This is a genomic window from Mycobacterium palustre (genome assembly GCF_002101785.1).
GTDB lineage: Bacteria > Actinomycetota > Actinomycetes > Mycobacteriales > Mycobacteriaceae > Mycobacterium > Mycobacterium palustre.
On record NZ_LQPJ01000095.1, the window covers coordinates 17,547 to 36,310 of the forward strand.

The 18,764-nt window shown below is 69.8% G+C and carries 14 protein-coding genes; 8 read left to right on the top strand and 6 right to left on the bottom strand.

The features are described 5' to 3' along the window. Nucleotides 1-50 precede the first annotated feature (50 nt). The 4 genes from AWC19_RS10965 to AWC19_RS10980 all read left to right on the top strand — a co-directional run bounded on the left by AWC19_RS10965 (nt 51) and on the right by AWC19_RS10980 (nt 5,699). A complete protein-coding gene (locus AWC19_RS10965; protein ID WP_085078091.1) occupies nt 51-383 on the top strand; it encodes a DUF732 domain-containing protein in 333 nt (110 codons plus the stop codon). A gap of 244 nt (nt 384-627) precedes the next feature. Continuing rightward, nucleotides 628-1,797 carry a BTAD domain-containing putative transcriptional regulator gene (locus tag AWC19_RS10970; protein ID WP_085078093.1) on the top strand — a complete coding sequence of 390 codons (1,170 nt, stop codon included), beginning with the start codon at nt 628-630 and terminating at the stop codon, nt 1,795-1,797. A 93-nt stretch (nt 1,798-1,890) separates the two neighbouring features. Then, the gene (locus AWC19_RS10975; protein WP_085078095.1) at nt 1,891-3,606 is read left to right on the top strand and encodes a serine/threonine-protein kinase; all 1,716 of its coding nucleotides are present in this window, start codon (nt 1,891-1,893) and stop codon (nt 3,604-3,606) included. A 194-nt stretch (nt 3,607-3,800) separates the two neighbouring features. Continuing rightward, complete coding sequence (locus tag AWC19_RS10980; RefSeq protein WP_085078097.1) at nt 3,801-5,699, top strand: serine/threonine-protein kinase PknH/PknJ; 1,899 nt, start codon at nt 3,801-3,803, stop codon at nt 5,697-5,699. 34 nt (nt 5,700-5,733) lie between these two features. Here AWC19_RS10980 and AWC19_RS10985 read toward each other — a convergent pair whose 3' ends face one another. The 3 genes from AWC19_RS10985 to AWC19_RS10995 all read right to left on the bottom strand — a co-directional run bounded on the left by AWC19_RS10985 (nt 5,734) and on the right by AWC19_RS10995 (nt 9,190). Continuing rightward, the gene (locus AWC19_RS10985; protein ID WP_085078099.1) at nt 5,734-6,306 is read right to left on the bottom strand and encodes a hypothetical protein; all 573 of its coding nucleotides are present in this window, start codon (nt 6,304-6,306) and stop codon (nt 5,734-5,736) included. Between the two features lie 270 nt (nt 6,307-6,576). Then, the gene (locus AWC19_RS10990) at nt 6,577-7,731 is read right to left on the bottom strand and encodes an adenylate/guanylate cyclase domain-containing protein (RefSeq protein WP_211284901.1); all 1,155 of its coding nucleotides are present in this window, start codon (nt 7,729-7,731) and stop codon (nt 6,577-6,579) included. Between the two features lie 58 nt (nt 7,732-7,789). After that, complete coding sequence (locus AWC19_RS10995; RefSeq protein ID WP_142281116.1) at nt 7,790-9,190, bottom strand: amidase; 1,401 nt, start codon at nt 9,188-9,190, stop codon at nt 7,790-7,792. A 46-nt stretch (nt 9,191-9,236) separates the two neighbouring features. Between AWC19_RS10995 and AWC19_RS11000 the strand changes: the two genes are divergently transcribed. From AWC19_RS11000 to AWC19_RS11010, 3 genes are all read left to right on the top strand, one after another. After that, a complete protein-coding gene (locus AWC19_RS11000; RefSeq protein ID WP_085078105.1) occupies nt 9,237-9,665 on the top strand; it encodes an HIT family protein in 429 nt (142 codons plus the stop codon). A gap of 10 nt (nt 9,666-9,675) precedes the next feature. After that, entirely contained in the window at nt 9,676-10,125 is a 450-nt protein-coding gene (locus tag AWC19_RS11005) for a nitroreductase family deazaflavin-dependent oxidoreductase (protein ID WP_085078107.1), read from the top strand. Between the two features lie 128 nt (nt 10,126-10,253). Then, nucleotides 10,254-14,231 (top strand): bifunctional diguanylate cyclase/phosphodiesterase, encoded by a 3,978-nt coding sequence (locus tag AWC19_RS11010; protein ID WP_085078109.1) that lies wholly within the window; start codon nt 10,254-10,256, stop codon nt 14,229-14,231. A gap of 107 nt (nt 14,232-14,338) precedes the next feature. Here the strand turns inward: AWC19_RS11010 and AWC19_RS11015 are convergent, their stop codons facing one another. The 3 genes from AWC19_RS11015 to AWC19_RS11025 all read right to left on the bottom strand — a co-directional run bounded on the left by AWC19_RS11015 (nt 14,339) and on the right by AWC19_RS11025 (nt 17,453). Then, nucleotides 14,339-15,370 (bottom strand): LLM class flavin-dependent oxidoreductase, encoded by a 1,032-nt coding sequence (locus AWC19_RS11015; RefSeq protein ID WP_085078111.1) that lies wholly within the window; start codon nt 15,368-15,370, stop codon nt 14,339-14,341. Between the two features lie 143 nt (nt 15,371-15,513). Next, nucleotides 15,514-16,632 carry an FAD-binding protein gene (locus AWC19_RS11020; RefSeq protein ID WP_085078112.1) on the bottom strand — a complete coding sequence of 373 codons (1,119 nt, stop codon included), beginning with the start codon at nt 16,630-16,632 and terminating at the stop codon, nt 15,514-15,516. Further along, nucleotides 16,629-17,453 carry a uracil-DNA glycosylase gene (locus AWC19_RS11025; RefSeq protein WP_085078153.1) on the bottom strand — a complete coding sequence of 275 codons (825 nt, stop codon included), beginning with the start codon at nt 17,451-17,453 and terminating at the stop codon, nt 16,629-16,631. Before AWC19_RS11025 ends, AWC19_RS11020 begins: the two co-directional genes overlap by 4 nt. A 61-nt stretch (nt 17,454-17,514) precedes the next feature. On the opposite strand from AWC19_RS11025, the gene tap reads away from it, so the two are divergent. Beyond that, nucleotides 17,515-18,756, top strand: a complete 1,242-nt coding sequence (gene tap, locus AWC19_RS11030; RefSeq protein WP_085078114.1) for a multidrug efflux MFS transporter Tap — start codon at nt 17,515-17,517, stop codon at nt 18,754-18,756. Nucleotides 18,757-18,764: the final 8 nt, after the last annotated feature.

Sequence of the window (18,764 nt, forward strand, 5' to 3'; positions counted from 1 at the left end):
CCCCAAGCTGAGCGAGTCCAGGGGCCGAACCCACCAGCAAAGGATTCAACATGTTCTCTCCCCGCATCACCGCAACCGTTAGCACCACCATCGGCGCCGCCGCCGTCGGGCTCGCCGTCGCCACAGCCGGCGGCGCGGCGGCCAGCACCATCGACGACGCCTTCATCGCCGAGATGAGGGGCCTCGGCATTTCGTTCAGCTCCCCCCAGGATGCGATCAAGGACGGCCACCAGGTGTGCATCGAGCTGAACTCCGGCAAGACCGGCACCGACGTCGCCCGCGAGGTGCTGCGCCAGACCGACCTGACCACCAAGCAGGCCGCCTACTTCGTCGTCGACGCGACCAAGGCCTACTGCCCGCAACTGTCCGGCCGGCTCACCTAGCCAACACCCACTGCGATGGGGGATCCCGCTACCCGGGTCCCCCATCCGTCATTTGGTCTCCACACGTTTTGGTCTCCAAGAAGTAGTTGAGGATCCATCAAGGTCCCGATTCCGAATGTGGCGGTGACCCACTGATCACGTTGGCTGCGAGCACGTTTGGAGCCGCAACCGCAAAGTTCGCACCGAATCCGGTCGGCTGGTATCACAATGACAAGACGCAACACAAGGAGAGCCGTTGAGCGCCATGGTGGACCAGCGTCTCCAATTCGGTCTGCTCGGACCGTTGGAGATGAGCGTCGACGGCGCCCTGGTGCCGTTGGGCACCCCCAAGCAGCGGGCCGTGCTGGCCATGCTGCTGATGAACCGCAACAGCCCGGTCAGCGTCGACAGGCTCACCACGGCCCTGTGGGAAGACTGGCCGCCGTCGGGGGCGCGCGCGAGCATTCACTCGTACGTGTCCAACCTGCGCAGGCTCCTCAGCGGCGCCGGGGTCGACCCGCGAAAGGTGCTGGCCGCGGCCCCGCCGGGATATCGGCTCGCCATCGCCGAAACCGCTTGCGATCTCGGGCGATTCATTTCCGAGAAGACCGCCGGTGTGCAGGCGGCCGCCGCCAGCCGCTTCGAGCAGGCCAGCCGGCACCTGTCGGCCGCGTTGTCCCAGTGGCGTGGGCGGGTGCTCGAGGACCTGCTGGACTTTCAGTTCGTCGACACCTTCGCCACCTCCCTCGTCGAGGAGAAGATCCTGGTCCACACCGCCAAGGCGGAGGCCGAAATCGCTTGCGGACGCGCCTTTGCCGTGATCACCGAGCTGGAAGCACTCACCTCGCAGTACCCCTACCGCGAGCCGCTGTGGGCGCAGTTGATCACCGCCTACTACCTCACCGACCGGCAATCCGACGCGCTGGCTGCCTACCGCCGTGTGAAGCAGACGCTCGCCGACGACCTCGGGATCGACCCCGGGCAGAACCTGCGCGCCCTTAACGACCGCGTCCTGCGGCAGGAACCGCTGGACGTCAGGAAGAACGCCATGACCACCGCCGCCGTCACGCTCACGGTGCTCGATCAGCGCACCATGGTGACCGGCGAGAAGGCGGTCGCGTATCTGCGCGATGCCTCGGGCCGGCGATATCCGGTGCTGGAGGCCGCCACCCGGATCGGCCGTCTCAGCGACAACGACATCGTCCTGGACAGCCCCAAAGTCAGCCGCCACCATGCCGTCATCGTCGACACCGGGACCAACTACGTCATCAACGATCTGCGGTCGTCGAACGGCGTGCACGTGCAGGGTGAGCGCATCCGCGCGGCCGCCGCGCTGCGCGACGGCGACCACATCCGCATCTGCGAGCACGAGTTCACCTTCGAAATCGCGGGCGCCGAGGGCACCGAGGGCGCGGGGGTCCCCACCCAGGCCTGAACCGGGTTGGGCCGCAATTGTTTATGCCGACGCGCCCAGGTCTGCCGGACGGTGTTGATATGGTCGGCGGGTCTGGGCTTGTTTGGAGGGTCAATGAGCGGGGCGCCGGGCTCGCGTGCGGGGTCGATGTTCGGGCCCTACCAGCTCAAACGGGCGCTCGGCCGCGGCGGGATGGGCGAGGTCTACGAGGCCGAACACACCGTCAAGGGCTGGACCGTGGCGCTCAAGCTGATGTCGGAATCCGTCAGCAGCGATCCGGTGTTCCGCGAGCGGATGAGGCGCGAAGCGCGGATCACCGGTCGTTTGCAGGAACCCCACGTGGTTCCCATCCACGACTACGGCGAAATCGACGGGCAAATGTTTTTGGAGATGCGCCTCATCGAGGGCACCGACTTGGACACTTTGCTCAAGCGGTTCGGTTCGATGAGCCCGCCGCGCGCGGTCGCCATCATCACCCAGATCGCCTCGGCGCTGGACGCCGCGCACGCCGCGGGCGTGACCCACCGCGACGTCAAGCCACCCAACATCCTGGTCACCCGCGACGACTTCGCCTACCTGGTCGACTTCGGCATCGCCAGCGCGACCACCGACGAAAAACTCACCCAGTTCGGCACCGCCGTCGGCACCTGGAAATACATGGCGCCCGAACGGTTTTCCAACGACCCGGTGGACCACCGCGCCGACGTCTACTCGCTGGCGTGCGTGCTGTACGAGTGCCTGACCGGCTCCCCGCCCTACGCGTCCGAGCACGCCGGCGCGCTGGTCACCGCCCACCTGATGGAGCCGATCCCCCAGCCCAGCGTCAAACGCGCGGGCGTCCCCCGGGCCTTCGACTCGGTGATCTCGCGCGGCATGGCCAAAAGGCCGCACGACCGCTACCCCAGCGCCGGTGACCTGGCGCGGGCGGCCCACGACGCGCTCACCAACCCCGAGCAAACCCAGGCCGTCAACATCCTGCGCCGCAGCGAGGAATCCACGCTGCCGCACCTGAAAGGCACCATTCCGCCCGCCGCCTCGTCCGGCCCCCCGGCCGGCTTCGCGGCGGCCCCCTCTCGGCGCGCCGACCCGCCCTCGCCCAACCCGCCCTACTACCAGGCCGGTTGGGGTGGTCCCGCGGCCAGCGAACCCCAAAGATTCGCCGGGCCGGCGCCCTGGAGCCAGGGAAACCAGCCACCACCGCCCAAACGCAATCCGTGGCCCCTCGTCGCCGGCGCCGCGGCCGTCGTCGTCGTTCTCGTGCTCATCGCCGTCGGCATCTCGCTGGCCGGAGGCGACGACGAACAGGCCTCCAACGCGGGCGGCACCACCACGACGGCAACCACCGCGAGGACGACGACCCGCACCACCACGACGACGAACACGACGACGAACCCGCCCACCGAGGCGCAGAATCGGCTGTTGTCCCTGCTGCCCGCCGGCTACCCCGCGGGAGCTTGCAAGCCCGAGGGCCAACCGATGCCGGGCGCGATCGTCTCGGTCATGTGCGGACAAAACACCGACCCCGACGGCCCGACGGTCGCGGAATACGGGTTGTTCTCGGACATCAAAGCGCTGCAGGACGCGTTCAGCGGCTACCTGGGTACCGACGCGGTCGTCAAGTGCCCCGGGGGAAGGGCGTCGCCGGGCAACTGGTGGCACAACAAGGACCCCAACACCGTCCTCGGCCAGATCGGCTGCGGGACGTACAAGGGCGACGAGCCGCAGGTGATGTGGACCAACCAGCAGACCTTGGTGTTCGCGGTCGTCAACGGAAAACCGCAGGGGCCGAACCTGGATCAGCTGTACAAGTGGTGGACGTCCCACTCGTAGGCGCTCGCAGGCGCTCGCGGCAGGGCACCGGCGGCGGCGCGGCGGGCCGCCCGCCTAATGTCGCCGTTATCCTGCGGCGCCACCTCGTGGGCTTTACCGTCATGATTGCTGAGTCGGGTCTTTTTTGCCGACCGTTCGGGCCGCCGATGGTTGATAAGGTCGGCGGGACCGGGGGTTGGTTTGGAGGGTCATAGATGAGTGACGCGCAGGCCTCACGGGTCGGCTCGATGTTCGGGCCCTATCACCTGAAACGGCTGCTCGGCCGCGGTGGCATGGGCGAGGTCTACGAGGCCGAACACACCGTCAAGGAGTGGACCGTCGCGGTCAAGCTGATGTCGGACACCTTCAGCAAGGACCCGGTGTTTCGCGAGCGGATGAAGCGCGAGGCCCGCATCGCCGGCCGTTTGCAGGAGCCCCACGTGGTGCCGATCCACGACTACGGCGAAATCGACGGTCAGATGTTCATGGAGATGCGCCTCATCGAGGGCACCGACCTGGACACCCTGCTCAAGCGGTTCGGCCCGCTCACCCCGCCGCGGGCGGTGGCCATCATCACCCAGATCGCCTCGGCGCTGGACGCCGCGCACGCCGCCGGGGTCATGCACCGGGACGTCAAGCCGCCCAACATCCTGGTCACCCGTGACGACTTCGCCTACCTGGTCGACTTCGGCATCGCCAGCGCGACCACCGACGAAAAGTTGACCCAGCTGGGCACCGCGGTCGGCACCTGGAAATACATGGCGCCCGAACGGTTTTCGAACAACGAGGTCACCTACCGCGCCGACATCTACGCGCTGGCCTGCGTCCTGCACGAGGCGCTGACCGGGTCCCCGCCGTATCGCGCCGACAGCGCCAACACCCTGGTCACCGCGCACCTCTTCAAGCCCATCCCCAAGCCCAGCGAGGTGCGTCGCGGCGTCCCCAAGGCCTTCGATGCCGTGATTGCGCGGGGCATGGCGAAAGAACCCGGGGACCGCTACGCCAGCGCGGGCGATCTGGCCCTGGCAGCCCACGAGGCGCTGTCCGACCCCGATCAGGACCACGCCGAAAACATCGTGCGCAGAAGCCGTGAGGCCACCCTGCCCGCCACCGAGCCCGGCGTCCTCCCCGGCCAGGGACCCACCATGGCGGCCAATCCCACGGCGCCGGCCCAGCCTCCCGCCAACACGCCCCCGCCCACGGCCGACCCGCGGGGCCGGGTGCCCTATCCGGCCGCGTCGGCACCGAGTTCGGGCCCGATGCCACAGGCCACGCCGACCGGGCGGCCATGGGCTCCGGAGAGCGGCCCGACACCCGCCGCCAGCCCATCCAACCCGCAGTACTACCAAGGCGGAGGCGGCAATTGGACCGGCCCCCCGCAGCAATTCGCCGGCCCGACGCCGTGGAACCAAGCGCCACAGAAAAAGACCCGCGGCCCGTGGCTGATCGTCGCCGCCGTCGGCGCCGTCATCGTCCTCGTCGTCGGGGGCGTAGGCATTTGGCTGCTGACGCGACCGGAACCGACACCGCCCCCCGAGCCGATATCGGCGGACCATCTCAGCTCGCTACTGCTAGACCCCTCGGAGGTCAACGCCGTCATGGGCTCGTCGAGCATGACGCCGGGCAAGCCGATCACGTCGATGGACTCGTCGTCGGCGACGTTGTCGTTGCCGAACTGCCAGGGCGCGCTCTACACCAGCCAGGACCCGGTGTACGCGGGCACCGGTTACACCGGAATAAGCGGGCTGGTGTCCTCCGAGCCGGGCGACAACTACGACCACTGGGTCAACCAGGCCGTGGTGGCGTTCCCGTCCGCCGACAAGGCGAAGGCGTTTGTGCAGACGTCGGCCGACAAGTGGAAAGCCTGCGTCGGCAAGACGGTCACCGTGAACAACAAGGGCAAGACCTTCAGGTGGACGTTCGCCCAAATCAACGGCAGCCCACCGAAATTCACGGTGATCGACACCCAGGAGGGCGCCGACGGCTGGGAGTGCCAACGCGCGATGGGCCTGGCCAACAACGTGGTGATCGACGTCAACGCCTGCGGTTACCACATCACCGACCAGGGCGGTCAGATCGTCGACAAGATCGTCACCAAGGTCGACAGCCAATAACGGTCGACAGCCAATAGCGCTTACGCCCAACGGCTTACGACTGGAGGTCGGGCCCCTGCGCGCGCAGATCGTCGACCGCCGACATGGCGTCGCGCAGCTTAGCGAGCCATTCCTCGGTGTGCTCGCCGACCAGCCTGACCGACCACGCGAGCGCGTCGGCGCGGGACCGGGCGACGCCGGCGTCGACCAGGGTGTCGAGCACCTGACGCTCGGGCTGCTTGAGCCGCGTCATCACCGGAACGGCGATGTGGGTGAACAGGATTCGCTCGCCGCCGATTTCGACGCCCCAGGAAACCTTGCGCCCGTACCGATCCTGCGCCTCGTCGGCGATGCGCATCCGCTCGGACCGGGTCTCTTCGCGGAAGCGCGAAACCCTGCCTTCCGCGCGGGCCTCGCTCTCCTCTTTTTCCGAGCCGTCGGGCTCGGGCAGCTTGCCGATGACCGTGATCTCTTCGCGGTCGACGATGACCGTCGGGTCGCCGTCGAACCAGGCCTCGGGGAGGCGCCCGCTGAACCATTCGGCGGCGCCGCTCGCGTCGGGCTGCTGGGCTTGCTGCCAGCCGCCGGGGCGGCCGTACCGCCGCCCGTGTGCGTGGTGGGTTCTCATGATTACATGATTACATCGTTACACCTGTAAAGGGAACCGCTTTCGCCGGCGGCGAACGGCCCCTGTGCGCGCACGGGAGGCCGCCGGGCGTTTCGGGACCGCAAAAGCGTTGATATGCGCTGATCGGAGTTGTAGTTTTGGTAGCGAAGCAGGCCCGGAAGCGACCAATTCGAAGCGCCGGAAGAAGGGGTAGGAAGCCGGCCGCGTATTACCCGCGCAAGACGGAGTAAACGTCCCCTGGTGTCGCCCGGGCCTGCCCATGCGTATGGGTTAGCCGCCGCCGGCCGGCGAGCCGTTGCCCCGGCGGATCCGGAACAGCTTGACCTCGTCGCTGATGCCCTTGAGCCGGCGCGCACCCGCGAACGACGCCTGGAAGCCGCCCGATTCGGGCGTCTCGCTCAGGGCTTCCCAGACCGAGTCCGCCGCCAGCACCGTGCCGGGCCGCGCCACACCGGTGACCCGGCTCGCCACGTTGACGGGGCTGCCGAACCAGTCGCCGGCGCGGCTGACCGCCATGCCGCACGCCACCCCCGCCCGCAATCGCGGGAAGTCGTTGTCGGTGTCGACGGCGTCGACGAGCTTGAGGACCACATCCAGTAGCGGCTCGGGATCGGGGCAGACGAACATGACCGCGTCGCCGATCGTCTTGATGAACCGCACCGGCGGCGCCGTCATGTCGCGGGCCAGGTCCGCCAGCCGGTTCGCGAGCTGGCCGAGCTCCTCGGGCGACACCGCTTCGCCCAGCCGGGTGAAGCCGACGAGGTCGGCGAACGCGACGGCGATCTGGCGCGCCCCGGGCAGCGGCTTGCCGGCGGCCCGCTCCCCGGCGTTGACGGCCTCGGTCTCCATCATGTTCCGCAGCTGCATAAAGAGCATGTCCTGGATCATCGGCCCGAGGATCGGGACGATCTGGCTCACCAGCGCCTTGGACGCCTTGGCGATTTCCAGCTCGGTGACGCCGGGCCGCATGATCGCCGACAGCGCCGTGAAGCGCATGACTTCGGCGGCGCGCGAAAGGCCTTCGGCGAGCACCCGGACCACGAGCACCACCTGGTCGGGATCCAGGCCGAGCTCCACGAAGCGCTGCGCGTAGGCGGCGGCTTCGCCGTCGGCGCGCATGTGCACCACGGCGTCGGGGTCGTCGACCCGCGCCAGGCCGATGGCCCGCTGCACCCGCTGCAGCAGGGTGAGGTCGACGCCGAAGGTTTCGCTGATCTCGCGGGTGGACACGTAGGTGCCGTCGTCGCCGACGAGGTGGCGGGTGGCTAGCAGCAAGGGCGGATTGGTGGCGCGGATCTCGTCGGCGGTGATGCCCTGCTCGAGCAGCCAGTGCACGAGCTCGGCCCGCTCGGCGCGCGCGGCGCCGTCGAGCCCCTCGAGCAGAGCGTCGATGTTGCGGTCGGCCCCCCTGTGACCGTCGTCCACCTCGTCAACGTACAACGCGGGCGTCGGGCCCTACCCCGCCGTCACCCGGGTTACCTCGTCATGACACGGGCGGCCGGCGGTGCGCCCAGGGCCTGGCGGATTCGATCTGGCCGGACAGCGACAGCAACGTCGCCTCGTCGTACGGCCGGCCCACGAGCTGCACGCCGATCGGCAGGCCATCACCGTCGAAATCCCACGGCACCGCGGCGACGGGCTGACCGGTCAGGTTCCAGATCTGTTGGTAGGGCACCCGCTGGGCCACCGCCAGCAGCGTCCAGACCGCGCCGCGGCGCCGGTAGGCGCCGATGCGCGAGGGTCCGGTCGCGTTGCCGGGCGTGACGACGACGTCGACGTCGTCGAAGATCGACTGGATGCGGGCGCTCAACGCCGGCTCCGCAGCGCGGATCGCCGCCATCCGCCGGTCGGAGAACAGCGCACCCGCGCGCGCCAGGTTGCGGGTCCGCGCCTCCAGGCGTTCCGGATGGGCCTGGGCGTCGGCGTCGTCGCAGATGCCGCGCAGGTACCGGGGCAGGTAGTTGGCCAACGTCGCCGAGGCCGGGTAGTCGGGGTCGCGGGTGATGACCTCGTGCCCCAGGTCGCGAAGCAGCGCGCCGGCCTGGTCGAGGGCCGCCGACTCGGCCTTGCCGACGCGCACGGGCAGCGGCGTTGGTACCTTGGCGCTCAACGCGATTCGCAGCCGCCCGGGCGGGCGCGCGGCCGCCGCCACGAACTCGCCAGTTGGGCCGGACACTTCGGAAAGGGTGGCTGTCGCATCCAAAAACAGCGCCGCGTCGGCCACCGACCGGGCGAGCGGGCCGTTGACGCTGAGCCCGTACCAGGCCTCGTCGTGCGGTTCCAGCGAGACCCGGTCGCGTTGCGGTTTCAGACCGAACACCCCGGACCAGATCGCCGGGATGCGGATCGAGCCGCCGCCGTCGGATCCCAGCGCCAGCGGGGCCAGGCCGGCCGCCACCGCCGCCGCGCTGCCGCCGCTGCTGCCGCCCGGGGTGCGCGTGAGGTTCCATGGGTTGCGGGTGGCCCCGAACGTCAGCGACTCGGTGTAGGGGAACATCATCAGCTCGGGCACGTTGGTCTTGCCCATGATCACCGCGCCGGCCGCACGCAACCGGCGCACCACCTCCGCGTCGGACGTCACGGCCGGGCGGTGCCCGCCGGAGCCGTACGTGGTCACCTCGCCGGCGACGTCCACGTCGTCCTTGATCGCGATCGGCACCCCGAGCAGCGGCAGCCGCTCCCCCGCCTCCAGGCGGTCCTGCGCCGCGGCGGCCTCGTAGCGCGCGCTGTCGGACAGCACCGTGCGGTAGCAGCGCAGCTCGGTGTCGAGGCGCGCGATCCGCTCCAGGTAGATCTCGAGCAGCTCCGGCGCGGTCAGCTCGCCGTCGGCCAGCATCCGCGCCTGTGCGGCCGCGCCGGCAAAAGCGACCTCGCGAGCGTCCACCGCCGCAGCGTATCGCCCGATCCGGCCGGCCAGTAGCGTGGGCGACATGTCCTGCGTGTTCTGCGCGATCGTCGCGGGGGAAGCCCCGGCCCTCCGGGTCTACGAAGACGACGGCTACCTGGCGATCCTCGACATCCGCCCGTTCACCCGCGGTCACACGCTGGTGATCCCCAAGCGCCACACCGTCGATCTCACCGACACCCCGCCGGAGACGCTGGCCGACATGGCCACCATCGGGCAGCGGATCGCCCGGGCCGCCCGCTCGACGGAACTGGCCGACGCGACGAACATCGCGGTCAACGACGGCCGCGCCGCGTTCCAGTCCGTGGACCACATTCACCTGCACGTGCTGCCGCGGCGCAACGGCGACAAGCTCTCGTTCGCCAAGGGGCTGCTGCTGCGCCGCGACCCCGACCGGGAAGCCACCGCGCAGATCTTGCGGGAGGCCGTGGCCCGCATCGACGCGAGCCAGTAAGACTGGGCTGATGAGCAACGTGAGTCCGCTAGAGCAATTCGTGCTGGTGCCGTTTCTGCGCGCGCACGACGCGATCTACCGCAAGACCGGCGGCCGGGTAGGTCACCGGATTCCCGGGATACCGCCCAGCCTGCTGCTGCACACGATCGGCGCGAAGACCGGCCAGCCGCGCACCACGACGCTCACCTACGCCCGCGATGGCGACTCATACCTGATCGTCGCGTCCAAGGGCGGCGACGACCGCCACCCCGGCTGGTACCACAACCTGCGCAAGCAGTCCGAGTGCGAGATAAACGTCGGCCCGAAACGGATCGCGGTGACCGCCCGCCAGGTGAGCCCCGGCGACGCCGACTATCCCAGGCTGTGGGAGCTCGTCAACAAGAACAACGCCAACCGCTATGCGGGCTACCAGAACCGGACGTCGCGTCCCATCTCGGTTTTCGCGCTGACGCCGCGCTGACTGCCGACAGGCCGTATGAAAAAGCCAGGTAGTGGCCCGTGAGAGCGGCCCGGCGGATTATCCTCCTGTAGCGCGCGGTGAAGCGTTCCATCTCTTCACCGCAAAGCGCGGGATCGGCTGGAGCGCCTATGACGGGGTGGACGGGAAATCCATGGCGGCGCTTCGGGCTGTCCGCGCGCGTCGGCTGGCTGGTGGCAGGCGGCTACGGTGTCGCGGCGGTGCTGGTGGCCAGCTCGTCGGCGTTCGGGTGGCGGGGCCGGTACGGGGCCCGGCCCGTCGACGAGGCCGTGTTCGCGGTGTGCCTGCTGGTTGCCGCGGGCTGTGCCGGGTATGCGGCCCGCTTTTCGACCGGGCGCCGCAGGTTCGGCTGGTTGGCGCTGCTGGCGGCCCTTGCGGGCTGGGCGTTCGGTGAGGCCCTCTGGTCGGTGTACGAGGTGCGCCCGGACGTCGAACACGCCACCCACCCCGCCGCAGCCGAGGCCGTATTCACCGTGTACCCGGTCGGTGCCATGGCGTCGTTGGTCCTGTTGTCGCACTTGTCGCGGCACAGCCCGCGGCGGCTCGTGCTGGACGGTCTCATCGTCGCGACCTCGCTGTTCGTCATCTCGTGGGTGTTCGTCCTGGACGACCAGCTGCGGCGGGACAGCGGCTCGCGGCTCGCCACGCTGATGGAGATCTTCGCTGACGTCGTGCTCCTGACGACGGGGATCCTGATGCTGTCGCGCGTGCGTTCCCACGACCTGCCGAGCCGTGGGCTGCTGGCGGGCGGGATCGCGACGATCGCCGCCTCCGACATCGTCATGGTCTTTTTGACCGGGATGGGCAGCTATCACCTGGGCGACCTGTCGGATCTCGGGCGGGTGGCGGGGTTCGGCCTGATCGCGCTGGCCGGGCTGTCCAGCGTCCACGAGACCCCTACGGCGTCCCGCCGGAACGAGATCTTGTCACCGGCGCTGCTGTGGTTGCCGTACCTGCCGCTGCTGGTCGCCGCCGCCGTCGGGTGGTCCCACGCGGTGGGTCTGATGGCGCACGGTCCGCTGCTCACGGCGCTGGGCATCCTGGTCGCCGCGGTGCTGGCGCGGCAGTTCATCGTGCTCGTCGAAAACCAAAGCCTGCTTTCCGAGGTCGCGCGGGAGGCGTTTCGCGACAGCCTGACCGGCCTGGCCAATCGGGCCCAATTCCTGCACCGCCTGGAAGGGGCCATCGCCCGTCAACGCCGCGAAGGTACACCCGTCGCCGTGCTGTGCCTGGACCTCGACAACTTCAAATCGGTCAACGACGCCTTGGGCCACCCGGCCGGCGACGAGCTGCTGATCCGGGTCGCCGGACGGCTAACCGCCGCGCTGGGCGACATGGGGACCGTGGCGCGCCTGGGCGGTGACGAATTCGCCGTGCTGATCGAGGCCTCGCTGGAAGAATCGCAGGCGGCGGCGCAGCGGGTTCTCGACGCCTTCGGCTCGGTGATCGTGATCGACGGCGTTCCCATCGCGGTCCGGCCGAGCATCGGCTTCACCGTGGCGACGGCCGAGTCGAACAGCACCGTCGACCAGCTCCTGCGGCACGCCGACCTGGCGATGTACACCGCCAAACGAGAAGGGGGACAATGCATCCGGGGTTTTATGCCGGATCATCCCTTCCCCTATACGTTTTCGCAGATTGCCGAGCCCGCCGTCCGGGCGACCGGGGACAGGCGGGCACCGCGGGCGCCGGAGCTGGTCTCGGGCCGGGGCTTCGGCAACGAGACGAGGCTGGCTCGAGCGCTCAAGCCCCTGGCCGACGCCGCGACGGCCACGCGAGAGCGAACGCACGACGCTCCCGCCGGCATGCGGTGGCCGCCGACGCCGATCCGGATTGCCATGGCCGCGTTGGCGATTGGCGTGATGGTCTTCGCCGTGACGAGCGTGCTGAACCCGGCGGCCAGCCACAGCGTGCTCTTCGCCAAATCGCTGTACTCCGCGCTGAACCTTTTGGCGGCGGCCCTGATAGCCGCTCGCGCCTACCGCGTCAGGGCCGACCGTTGGGCGTGGTCGCTGATCGCGGCCGGCATGGCGCTGTCGGCGGTGGGCGACGTCGTCTACGCCCTGTGGGTGCGCGAGGGCCAGGTCCCGTCGGCGGCCGACCCGGAGTACCTGGCGTTTTATCCGTTCGCCTATGCCGGGTTGCTGCTGCTGATGCGGTCGCGCCTCGAGCGCGTGCCGACGCCGATCCGGCTCGACTCGCTGGTGTGCGCGCTCGCCACGGCCGCGCTGGCCGCGGCGCTGCGGGCCGGGCCAATGCACGCGGCGGCGGCCCGCGCGCCGGCGACGGTGCTGGTGGGCCTCGTCTACCCCTGGGGGGATCTGGTGCTGCTGGCCCTGGCCGCCGGCATGCTGCCGATCTTGGGCTGGCGCAACGGGTTCCGGTGGGGCCTGCTGGCCATCGGGTTCATCGGGTTCGCCGTCGCGGACGCGGTGTACCTCTTCGAGACCGCGGGGGGCACCTACAGGGTGGGCAGCACGCTCGATGCGCTCTGGCCGGCGTCGTCGTTGCTGGTGACGATGGCGAGCTGGGCGCCCCAGTCGACGACGACTCCGGCACCCCGGCGCGCGCTCGGCTCCTACAGCGTCCCGGTGGCGTGCACCGTCGTGGCGCTGGGAGTCGCTGTGCTGAGCCACAATTCACGCGTGGCGGCGGCACTGGCGGCGCTCAGCCTGATCGCGGTCGCCGCCCGATTCTCGGTGACCTTCCGCGACGTCAGCGTCCTGGCCGAAACCCACAAGCAGGCCATGACCGACCAGCTGACCAGGCTGCCCAACCGGCGGTCGCTGGCGACGGCGCTGACCGCGCTGTCCGGACCCGCCGCGAGCGAACCCACGCCGGTGACCCTCACGTCGTCACGGCGGGCCCTTCTGCTGCTGCACCTCTACGAGTTCCAGGAGTTCAACGACTCGCTCGGGCGCCACTTCGGCGACGAGCTGCTGTCCCACGTCGCCAGCCGGCTCGCGAACAGCGTGCGCCGGGAGGACCTTTTGACGCGGGTGAGCGACGACGAGTTCGCCATCCTGCTGGCCGAGGGGTCCGACCTGATCGCCGCGCGCGCCCAGGCGGGCCGGCTGCTCGAAGCGCTGAGCGAACCCTTCAGGCTCGATTCGATGACCGTGCAGGTCGACGCCCGCGTCGCCATCGCGCTGTGTCCCGACCACTGCGACCACCCGCAGGAGCTGCTGAATCGCGCCGAGACGGCGCTCCCGCACGCCAAATCCGCGATCAGCAAGATCGCGGTCTACGACGCGGCGTACGAGTTGTACCGCGACAACGACCCCAACCTGGTCGAGGAGCTGCGCGCCGCGCTGCTCGACGAGAACCAGCTGACGGTGCACTACCAGCCCAAGATCAACGCCGGCGACGGCAGCGTCCACAGCGTCGAGGCGCTGCTGCGCTGGCAGCACCCCAGCCGCGGGTTGCTGCTGCCGGAGGACTTTCTTGCCGCCGCCGAGCGCGCCGGGCTGATGCGCAAGGTGGCCAACCGCACCATCAGCCTCGCGCTGCGGCAGATCCGGAAGTGGCGCGATGACGGCATGCCGCTGACCGTCGCGGTCAACCTCTCGACGACCAACCTGCTCGACCTCGACCTGGTGAGCACGATCGAGCGGCTGCTGCGCAGCCACGAGCTGCCGCCCGACGCGCTCATCGTCGAAATCACCGAAAGCGCCCTCGTCGACTCGGCGCGTTCCCGCAACACCGTCGCCGCGCTGCAGCAGCTGGGCGTCCGCATCTCGCTCGACGACTACGGCACCGGATGGTCGTCGCTGGCCCGGCTGCAGGACGTCTCGGTCGACGAGCTGAAGCTCGACCGCATCTTCGTGGCGCGGCTGGCGCACGACCCGCGATCGGTCGCCATCGTGCGCTCGACGGTGGCGCTGGCGCACAGCCTCGGCGCCGACCTGGTCGCCGAGGGCGTCGAAGACGAGGTCACCTTGAGCGCGCTGCGCCGCTACGGCTGCGCCATCACCCAGGGCTTCGTGCACAGCCCGCCGCGGCCCCCCGACGAGCTGCGAGCCTGGATCGCCGCCCACGCCCCCAGCCCGAATCCGGCCCGATCCGAGCAGGCGGGCGTGACCGACTGATGGGTGGCCGTTCCCGCGCGGCCGAGACGATGAGATCGGCGAGATCATGCGGGCGATCGCCGACGGTGCGATGCGTGGGGTGGCGGCGGTGGCAGCCGTAACGGCGGCTAGAACAGCTCCTTGGCCAGCAGTTCCAGCGTCGCGACCCGGGCCGGCGCGGTCGCCGGGTCGGTGCCGCGGTGCGCCGACGCGACCGGGTGCACCATCACCTCGTCGACGCCGAACCGTTCGGCCAGCGCACGCACCTGCTCGGCGGCCTCTTCCGGGGTGCCGAGGACCGCGCGCCGCAGCCCGCTTTCCACGATGTGCTGCTGTTGTTCGGTCAGTTGGGCGACTGCGGCCTCCTCGACCAGCGGCACCGGCCCGAGTGGCTGCGCGGTGCGCAGCCGGGCCATCATCTGGAGGTTGGGCAGCATCAACGCCGTTGCCTCGTCGCGGGTTTCGGCCACCACGGTGTTGACGGTCAAAAACGTCACCGGCTCGGGCGTCAGCTTGCTGGGCTTGAAGCGCGAGCGGTACACGGCCAGCGCCTCCTCGGTGCCCTGCCCCGAGAAGTGGTGCGCGAACACGTACGGCAGCCCCTTGGCCGCGGCCAGGTGCGCCGAATACATCGACGACCCCAGCAGCCACAGCCGCGGCTCGCTCGCCGCCGCCGGGGTGGCCTTGAGCCGGTAGTCCCCCGACCGCAGCGGCACCACCACGCCGCGCGCGCTCATCAGCGCGGCCACGTCGTCGAGGTAGTCGGGGAACCGCTCGATGTCCTCGTCGCCGCGGCTGCCGCGCAGGGCGTACGAGGTTACCGGGTCGGAGCCGGGCGCGCGGCCGATGCCAAGGTCGATGCGGCCCGGGGCGGCCGCCTCCAGCAGTGCGAACTGCTCGGCGACCGCGAGCGGCGCGTGGTTGGGCAGCATGACGCCGCCCGAGCCGAGCCGCACCTGCGTGGTCTGCGCGGCCAGGTAGGCGATCAATACCGGCGGGCTGGTCGCGCCGACCGACGGCATGTTGTGGTGCTCGGCGACCCAGTAGCGGGTGAAGCCGAGCCGGTCGGCGGCCTGCGCCAGCCGCACGGTGGCCGCCAGCGCGTCGCCGGTGGTCTGTTCGCTGCGCACCGGAACGAGGTCAAGGACGGAAAGGCGCACGCAGTCGTCAACGCCTTTTGCCGGGCGAACGTTCCCGGCGAGTGTGCGCCCACGGCTTTCGGTGTGAACGTAGGGCGGGATTTTCGGCGATTTTCGCGCCCAGGCTTCACACGCAAAGCCCAGGCTTCACACGCAGAGCCGGGTCAGTAGTCCTTCAACGTGAGCGAACCCACGATCCGCTCGAACACCTCCTGGGGGATCGGCGCGCCGCCCGGGATGTTGTCGACGACCAGCCACTGGTTGCGCTTGACGTAGTCCTGAAACTCGTTCTGGTAGTTGGCAAACCCCAGCTCGTAGTCGTCGCCTGCCGCTTTCAGTTCGCCGGCCAGGATGTAGCCGCCCAGCAGCGCGACGCTGGTCCCCTGCCCCGACAACGGCGAGCAGCAATACCCCGCGTCGCCGACGAGGGCCACCCTGCCCTTGGACCAGCGGTCCATCTTGATCTGCGACATCTCGTCGAAGTAGAAGTCGGGCGCGGTGCGCATGTACTGCAGCAGTTGCGGGCGCACCCAACCGTCGTCGGCCATCCGCTTTTCCAATTCGGCGAAGTGGGCCTCGGTGTCGCGCGGGTCGATTCGCAGGTCGGGGTCCATGAAACCGATCATCGCCCGGGCCTCGGAATTGTTGCGGGCGCTGTAGACGCCGGCCATCGTCGAGTCGCCGTAATGCCAAATCTGCCGGTAGTCGAGGTCCAGGAAATTCGGCACCGTGAAGATGGCCGCAAAAGTGCCCAGCCTCTCAACGAATTGCTCCTCCGGGCCGAAGACCAACCGGCGCACGTGGGAGTGCAACCCGTCGGCGCCGATCACCAGGTCGAAGCTGCGCGCGTCCGCGTGCTCGAACGTCACACCGACCGCGGCACCGTCGTCGTCCAGCGCGACGATGGTGTCGTCGAAGACGAATTCGCAATTGAGTTTCGTTGAGTCGTAGAGCAATTCGACCAGGTCGTCACGCAGCAGCTCGATATCGGGACCGGCGATAGGGCCACCCGTCGGGGTCGACTCGGTGTCCTGCGATAGTTCGTTGCCGTCACGGTCCACCACCGACGCACCGCGCATCCGGGTGCGCACGTGGTCGGCGGCGGCCCGCAGCATCATGCGTTCCAGCACGGTGAGCACGGGACCGCGCACGTCGACGGCCTGACCGCCCGGCCGCAGCCCGGGATGGCGCTCCACCACGATAACCGAATAGCCGTGGCGGGCAAACCAATACGCGGCCGTTATACCGGCCACGCTGGCGCCGGAAACCAAAACGTCAGTCACTTGATCCCTGCCAGCTTCTTCGCGTCAGCGAAGGTCTCGTCGAGCATTGTCGGTGTCAACCTACCGGTGAACATATTTTGCTGGCTCGGGTGGTAGCAGCCCAGCAGACGGATACCGGACCCGACGTCAGCCAATGCGCCGTGGCCGAACCGCGGCTTGCCCTTGGACACCCCCGCCATGCGCAGCGCGATCTGCCAGGCGAAGCCGCCGAGCGCGACGATCACGCGGACATGGCCCGAAACCAGCCGCCACTCGGCCTCCAGCCAGGGCCAGCAGGTGTCGCGCTCCGAGGGAGTCGGCGCGTTGGCCGGAGGAGCACACCGCACCGGCGCAGCGATCCGAACACCGTTGGCGGCCAGCCCATCCGCGGCGTCGACGGCGGTCGGCTGGTTCACGAGTCCGGCCCGGTGCAGCGCCGCGTACAGCTGGTCGCCGGAGCGGTCGCCGGTGAACATCCGGCCGGTCCGGTTGGCGCCGTGGGCGGCGGGGGCCAGCCCGACGATCAGCAGCCAGGGCCGCTGCGCTCCCCAGCCCGGCACCGGGCGCCCCCAGTACGGCTGGTCGGCGAAGGCCCGGCGCTTGAGGACGGCGACCTCCTCGCGCCAGGTGACCAGCCGCGGGCAGGCCCGGCACACGCTGATGACCGCGTCCAGCTCGGGGATCGATTCCACTTGGGCGCTCAGGGAGACCACCTCCGCGGCATTTTCGGCGACCGGCGTGCGCGGTGTCGCCGGATCGCCCGGCCAGCCGGTGCCGGGAACAACCGGAGAACCGAACTCCTGGCCGGTGCGTGGGTGAGCGAGCACCTGAACATCGTGCACGAGGACCGAAAATCGGTCGCTTGCCACACCGCATTGGCGCTACATTCAGCCGCGATATCCCATGAAAAGCAGCGGCCCCGCCTTCCTGATCCTCTTCGCCGCGCTGATGGCGACGGCCGGGACCGGCATCTCGATCGTCGCGTTCCCGTGGCTGGCGTTGCAGCACCACGACAGCGCGCGCGACGCGTCGGTGGTGGCCGCCGCCATGACGGTGCCGCTGGTGCTGTCCACGCTGGTCGCCGGGGCGGCGGTCGACTTTTTCGGGCGCCGCCGCGTGTCGCTGGTCGCCGACGCGCTGTCCGGCGCGGCGGTGATCGCGGTCCCCGCGATCGCGGGGATTGCCGGTGCGGGCGCCCTCAACGTCGCCGTCCTGGCCGTCCTCGCCTTCTTCTCGGCCGCCTTCGACCCGGCCGGGACGACGGCGCGGCAGTCGATGTTGCCCGAGGCCGCGGCCCGGGCGGGGTGGTCGCTGGATCGCACCAACAGCACCTACGAGGCGATCCTGAACCTGGGGTTCATCGTGGGCCCGGGCGTCGGCGGCCTGATGATCGCCACCGTCGGCGGGATCAACACGATGTGGATCACCGCGGGAGCATTCGCGTTGTCGCTGTTGACCATTGGGGCGCTGCGGCTGCAGGGCGCCGGCCCGCCGCTGGCCGCGGCTCGCCCCGACGGGCTGGTGTCCGGCGTCGTGGAGGGGATGCGGTTCGTCTGGAGCCTGCGGGTGTTGCGCACGCTGGGGCTCATCGACCTGGCCGTCACCGCCCTGTACCTGCCGATGGAAAGCGTGCTGTTCCCCAAGTACTTCTCCGACCGCCACCAGCCGGCGCAGCTGGGCTGGGCGCTGATGGCGCTGGCGGGCGGCGGCGTGGCGGGCGCTTTCGGGTATGCCGCGCTGGCCAGATACACGCGGCGGCGACCGGCCCTGTTGACGGCCATCCTCACCTTCGGCGCCGCGGCGATCGGCATCGCGGCCCTGCCGCCGCTGCCGGTGATCCTGGTGTTGTGCGGGGTGATCGGGGTGGTCTACGGGCCGATCCAGCCGATCTACAACTACGTCATGCAGACCCGCGCGCCGCACCGCCTGCGCGGCCGGGTGGTCGGCGTGATGACGGGCCTGACCTACGCCGCGGGCCCGCTTGGCCTGCTGGTGGCCGGCCCGCTGACCGACGCCGCCGGGCTGAAGGTCACCTTTTTGGCGCTGGGGGTGCCGATCGCGCTGATCGGGCTCGTTGCCACCCGCCTGCCCTCGCTGTGCGAGCTGGACCGCGCGCCGGAGCTCGTCACCGAACCCGGACCGTAGGATCAACG